Source organism: Lysinibacillus sp. GW821-FHT14F06 (genome assembly GCF_058803665.1).
In genome coordinates this window covers 21,774-28,221 of record NZ_JBXAPF010000011.1, presented here as the reverse complement: position 1 = coordinate 28,221, position 6,448 = coordinate 21,774, and the positions used below count along the sequence as shown (strand labels likewise).

At 37.6% G+C, this 6,448-nt stretch carries 4 protein-coding genes; 3 read left to right on the top strand and 1 reads right to left on the bottom strand.

The features are described 5' to 3' along the window. Positions 1-64: 64 nt before the first annotated feature. Positions 65-1,633, bottom strand: coding sequence for a PucR family transcriptional regulator (locus tag AC1RNS_RS11885; RefSeq protein ID WP_492992853.1), 1,569 nt, complete (start codon positions 1,631-1,633; stop codon positions 65-67). Positions 1,634-1,838: 205 nt separating this feature from the next. On the opposite strand from AC1RNS_RS11885, the gene AC1RNS_RS11880 reads away from it, so the two are divergent. The 3 genes from AC1RNS_RS11880 to AC1RNS_RS11870 are packed head-to-tail and all read left to right on the top strand — an operon-like array spanning position 1,839 to position 6,180. Beyond that, on the top strand, positions 1,839-3,248 hold the full coding sequence (locus AC1RNS_RS11880) for an amino acid permease (protein WP_492992851.1): 1,410 nt from the start codon (positions 1,839-1,841) through the stop codon (positions 3,246-3,248). Positions 3,249-3,265: 17 nt separating this feature from the next. Then, complete coding sequence (locus AC1RNS_RS11875; protein ID WP_492992850.1) at positions 3,266-4,795, top strand: CoA-acylating methylmalonate-semialdehyde dehydrogenase; 1,530 nt, start codon at positions 3,266-3,268, stop codon at positions 4,793-4,795. Between the two features lie 32 nt (positions 4,796-4,827). Beyond that, a complete protein-coding gene (locus AC1RNS_RS11870; RefSeq protein ID WP_492992848.1) occupies positions 4,828-6,180 on the top strand; it encodes an aspartate aminotransferase family protein in 1,353 nt (450 codons plus the stop codon). The last annotated feature ends 268 nt before the right edge of the window (positions 6,181-6,448 follow it).

Below are 6,448 nucleotides of genomic sequence, written 5' to 3'. Positions count from 1 at the left end.
AGGCAGGAGCCCCGGGCAAACCTCCAGAACCCACATCCAGATTATACTCTAAAACTAGGGGCATTTAGTTTTTATCCTCAATCAAAGAATTTGCAAGTAGCATAAATTCAAGTGTAATGCGATTATGGCCCTTCATAAAATTTTCACCTAACAGACTCTCTAGTTTTTTTAAGCGATGATAGAGTGTCTGCCGTACAATAAACAATTGATTGGCTGTCTGCTGCTTGGAGCCATTCGTTTGTAAATAGACCTGCAACGTTTCTAGTAACTTACTATTATATTTTTGATCGTATTCAATAACAGGCTGTAAATAATCTTGAATCACTTCCTGTAAATTCACCTGCATCTGGAGCTTGTAGATAAGGTGATATAAATGTAAATCATCATAAAAATAAGAAGTTGTTTGCACTTTACTGCAAATATATAATGTCTCAAGTGCGGTTTGATAGCTTTTGGGAATTTCTACAACATCCGAAACTACTTTTCCAATGGCTACTTGATAACCTTGAGATATTTGTTTTTTGTAAAACTCTGCCCTCTGAAGTGAAGAGCATAATGAATTCAAGAATTCACGACTCGATTTACTATCTTTGGTATGAAGAAGAATAAAAACAATATAGCTCTTTCTCTCAAATAAAAAGGGAATAAATCCATGTTGTTCAAAGAGATTTCGGTAATATAACTTACTATAGACAATATCCTCTTGCACTTTAGGAAATGTATGTGGGGATGCTAAAATAAAGACAGCACCACTAGATATTTTGTAGTTAGAATGATGAGTGACAATAAATTTGTAAATTTCCTCCTTTGATAATTTTTGATCTATCCAATCCACTAGAATAGTGGCATCCTCCATATTCTTTTTCTCCTCTATATAAAACTCTCGCATTAGAAGTTGTGCTAACGCTGTAGCTGTACGATCTAAAATGAGTAGTTCGAATTCTGAAAATTGACCATCAGCTCTATACAGAGTCAAATCAGCATAATGCTGATCAAAAATAAAGATAGGCTCATGTTTAAATTCGGGTGCTATTTCCTTTATTGCTAGTAATTGCTGACGTTTTTTAGGCACTGCGTTTGGGAAAAAGATAGGCTCTCTGCTTTTAATAGAAAATACAATTTGTGTTTTTAACTCATTATACATATTTTTCAAAATGTCCTCTGTGGTTTGTCCTAGTAGGGCATTTTTATTTAATGTTTGAGAGTAGGATTCCAACGTGGAAATCATTAAATATTGTTGGTTTAATATTTGGCTATGTAAATCCTGGGTAATGCGAACGAAGGGAACAGTTTCATGAAATACAATAATAGGGAAGCTATAACGGTTGGCAAGGGACACAATTACTCCTGGAATGGTTTGTAGATAATCACCATACTCAATACATAATGCAGCACAATTTTTGTGAATCAATGACTCTACAAAAAAGATGAAATCCTCTATGCTATGTTGCAGGCTTATGCCTGTTGTCAAGACCAATTCATCACCAGCTAAAAAATTATCTATTTGAACAATTTCGATGACATGCGCCCATTTGACAATTCGTGATAACCCATCCTCTCCAGCCACTACCTCGGCACTTTTAAAATTCTTATTCTCTAATACATCCTTCACCTTTAATTTAAATTGATTCATCAATATCCTCCTTTCGTTTTCTCTCACTACTGTGCTATTTTTTCTCCATTAAACATAAAAATTATATTTTAAGAATATTTAGTCTATTTTACATTATGTTTAAAACAAAAGTATAGAATTTTACAGTTTGTCTATTACCTCCAAAGTGTGGAACATGTAAGATTTTGTTAAGCGATAATCCAATCTAAAAAAAGAGGTGACAGATATGGAGCAACAAACGCATTTACAGAGAGGGTTAAAGAGAAGGCATATGACAATGATTGCAATTGCAGGAGTTATTGGGGCAGGCCTATTTATGGGAAGTGGCTCGGTCATTAACTTAGCTGGCCCTGGAGCCATACTATCTTATATTTTTGCTGGTATCATCGTCATTCTTGTCATGCGAATGCTTGGGGAAATGGCAGCAATTAATCCAACAAGTGGTTCTTTTGCGCATTATGCACATGAATCAATTGGACCATGGGCTGGTTTTATGATTGGTTGGTTATATTGGTTTTTCTGGGTCATAGCCATTGCATTAGAAGCAACGGCGGCGGCCGCGATTATTCAATATTGGTATGATGGTATTCCTTTATGGCTACTTAGTCTTTTGCTGACAGTAGCGCTAACTTTAACAAATGTACTTTCCGTAAAAGCTTTTGGCGAATTTGAATATTGGTTCTCTCTTATTAAGGTTGTAAGTATTGTAGTTTTCTTAGGACTTGGTGCATTTATTATATTTGGCATTGCACCAAATTTTAATGCCATTGGAACAGCTAATTTAATTGGGCAGGGTGGCTTTTTACCAAATGGTTTTGGAGCAGTCTTAATGGGTGTCGTTATTGTTATCTTTTCCTTTATGGGGACAGAAATTGTTGCGATTGCGGCAGGGGAATCCGATGAACCGTTAGCAGCAGTAACGAAGGCTACAAATTCTATCACATGGCGAATTTTAATCTTCTATGTTGGATCAATTACAGTTGTAGTCACATTATTGCCATGGCATTCTTCAGATATTCTTACAAGCCCATATGTTGCAGTGTTAGATCATATCGGTATTCCTGCAGCAGCGCAAATTATGAATTTTGTGGTCTTAACGGCTGTGTTATCATGCTTGAATTCCGCACTTTATGCGACATCACGAATGGTATTTTCTTTAGCAGAGAAGGGGGAGGCCCCAAAAGCCTTTTTGAAATTAAATAAAAAAGGTGCACCAGTGAATGCTATCCTAGCAGCGACATTCTTCTCTTATATTGCCGTAATTATGAACTATGTTTCTCCGGATAAAGTCTTTATGTTTTTACTTAGCTCATGTAGTGCAATTACATTAATTCTTTATTTAATTATTTCCTTTTCACAATTAAAAATGCGAAGAAAAATTGAACAGGAAAGTCCCGAACTTTTAAAAGTGAAAATGTGGTTATTCCCATATTTAACGTATTTCACTATATTGGCTACAACCGCATTGCTAGTCTCTATGTTCTTTATTGACTCCATGCGTTCACAAATATTATTTACATGTATTATAGTGGCAATCGTCATGATATTCTATATGGTCACTCAAAAGAAAAAGGTCTCTAATTCTGAACATGAGGCAATTTTCCAAGAGGAAGAGTTAGATTTTGAACAACAATAATAAGGAGTGGTGAAAAGATGACAGTTCAGCAAAAAATGAAAACGCTAACACACTTTATAAATGGGGTAGAAGTAGCTGGCACAAGTGGACGATTTTCAAAAGTTTATAATCCTTCGACAGGAGAAGTCATTGCACAGGTTCCTTTAGCGTCTAAAGAAGAGGTCAAGAAAGCAATTCAACTAGCAAAGGCAGCATTCCCTGAATGGAAGAAAACAGCGATTGGTAAACGAGTAGAGGTTTTACATCGCTTTCGTCAATTATTGATTGAAAAACAGGATGAATTGATTGCCTTGATCTGTGAGGAAAGTGGAAAAACAGGAGAGGATGCAAAGGGAGAAATTGTACGTGGTATTGAGTCTGTGGATATGGCGATTAGTGCTCCGCAAATGCTTAAGGGTGAATACTCTGTCAATGTAGGCGGTAATATTAATGCATTTTCCGCAAAGAGCCCACTTGGGGTTGTTGCAACAATTGCTCCGTTTAATTTCCCTGTTATGGTTCCGCTTGCCATTTCAAGTATGGCTGTTGCAGTAGGGAATGCTGTTATTTTAAAACCATCAGAGCGTGTGCCAATTTCAGCACTGTTTATAAGCAAGCTGTGGAAAGAGGCCGGACTTCCAGATGGGATTTGGACAGTTGTAAATGGCGATAAGGAAGCAGTAAATGAACTTCTTGAAAATAAGGAGATACAGGCAATTTCTTTTGTTGGCTCAACACCTGTTGCTGAATATATTTACCAAACTGGTACAAAGCATAATAAACGTGTAGCTGCCTTTGGCGGCGGGAAGAACTTTATGATTGTTATGCCAGATGCCAACCTAGAACAAACGGCGAATGCATTTTTGGGGGCAGCCTATGGAGCAGCTTCTCAGCGTTGTATGGCTATTTCAGGCGCACTTGTTGTAGGAAAAGATACAGAACAACGTTTTACAGACATATTAAAAGAAAAAATTGCACAATTGAAAATAGGGCCTTATACAGATCATGAGGTGGATTTTGGTCCAGTAATCACACAGCAATCAAAAGATGTCATTATTCGTTATATTGATGGGGCCATTGATGAAGGTGCGAATCTAGTAATAGATGGCCGAAATCCAAAAATATGCGAAACATCTAAAGGCTTTTATCTTGGTCCGACTTTGCTAAATAATGTAACTCCAGATATGACAATCTTTAAGGAAGAGGTTTTTGGTCCTGCACGTATTGTTGTAGGTGTTCTAACGCTACAGGAAGCAATTGATGTAATTAATAACCATGAATTAGGGAATGGCGTCACAATGTTTACGAATAGTGGAGCAGCAGCCCGTAAATTCCAAGAAGAAATCGAAGTAGGGATGGTAGGGGTTAATGTGCCAATTCCAATTCCAGTAGGTTACCACAATTTTGGTGGATGGAAGCGCTCTAAGTTTGGTGAAGGGCATATGTTTGGACCTGACCAAGCACGCTTCTTTACTAAGGCAAAAACAATTTCTGAACGCTGGCCAGACGAAACTGAAGATACAGTAAGTTCCTTTGCGTTTCCTAGTAATAACGATGTGAAGAGTTAAGTAAGTCACAATCATATAAGGGGTGTTTTAATATGGCTGAGATAAATCTTAAAAGTGATGTTTTAAAAAAGGATGAACAATATGTTTGGCATTCAATGAAGCCCTATAACCCGCAGGCTACTTATGTAGTGGAAAAATCTGACGGTGCAAGAATTACAGATACAGATGGAGTTGAATATATTGACGCAATGGCAGGGCTTTGGTGTGTGAATGTTGGTTACGGGCGAAAGGAATTAGCAGATGCCGCACATGAGCAAATGATGAAAAATCCGTATGCACCTTTATCGCAAGGGCATTTACCAGCAGTGGAGCTAGCTGAAAAGATTAATGAATTACTGGGCGGAGATTATGTCATCTTCTTCTCCAACAGTGGCTCAGAGGCAAATGAAACTGCTTTTAAAATTGCACGCCAGTATCATCAGCAAAAAGGCCAAAGCTCACGTTATAAAATTATTTCTCGCTATCGTGCCTATCATGGGAATTCCTTTGGCGCATTAGCTGCTACTGGGCAGGCGGAGCGAAAATATAAATATGAGCCATTATCTCCTGGATTTGTACATGTAGCCCCTCCAGATCAATATCGTGAATATGAATGCGACACTATTGCTCCTACAGATTTAGCAAGCGTTAGGGCTGTTGATAAAACGATGACATGGGAGCTTAGTGATACAATTGCTGCTATGATTTTAGAGCCAATTATTACAGGGGGCGGGGTTATCATGCCTCCAGAAAATTATTTAAAGGGCATTTCGGAAGTTTGTAAAAAGCATGGAGCTTTAATGATTGTAGATGAAGTAATCTGTGGTTTTGGCCGAACAGGTATGCCGTTTGGATTTATGAACTATGATGTAAAACCAGATATCATTACAATGGCAAAAGGAATTACAAGTGCTTATTTACCCTTATCAGCAACAGCTGTAAAACGAGAAATTTATGAGGCATTTACTGGCTCTGAGGCATATGATTATTTCCGCCACGTCAATACATTTGGCGGTTCTCCTGTAGCCTGTGCCGTAGCACTAAAGAATATTGAAATTCTTCAGCGAGAAAAGTTGTTTGAGAGATCTAGTAAGGTCGGGGCTACAACCCTCCAAGCACTACAACAGGCATTAAATCATCACCCGAAAGTTGGGGATATTCGAGGAAAAGGTTTATTAATTGGAATCGAATTAGTTACAGATAAAGCATCTAAGGAACCGTTACCAGTGGGGAAAGTAAATGCAGTAATAGCAGCATGTAAAGAGCAGGGGGTTATTATAGGTAAAAATGGAGCTACTGTTGCAGGATTTAATAACGTTTTAACGTTATCCCCACCTCTGAATATTGCTCAAGAAGATCTGACGAAAATAATGGAAGTGGTCATAGAGAATATTCATAAAATTTAACTTCTTTCAGCAAATGTTTTTTGTATCGAAAGCATAGCGGCAGCGGCAGATACAGAAATATCCCACCTCTATAGATGGTGAGATGAATGCGAATTTAAGCTACTTTTCAGTGGGTGTCCATATACCCGCTGAAATATTAGAAAAGCTGTCTTTTAAGTCTATACCAAAGACTTTCAAGACAGCTTATTGATTTTTTACAGCATCAGAAAGGCAAGACGAATAATTAATATGAGCAAAAAGATTCCAGTCAAAACTAGTAATAGTATAA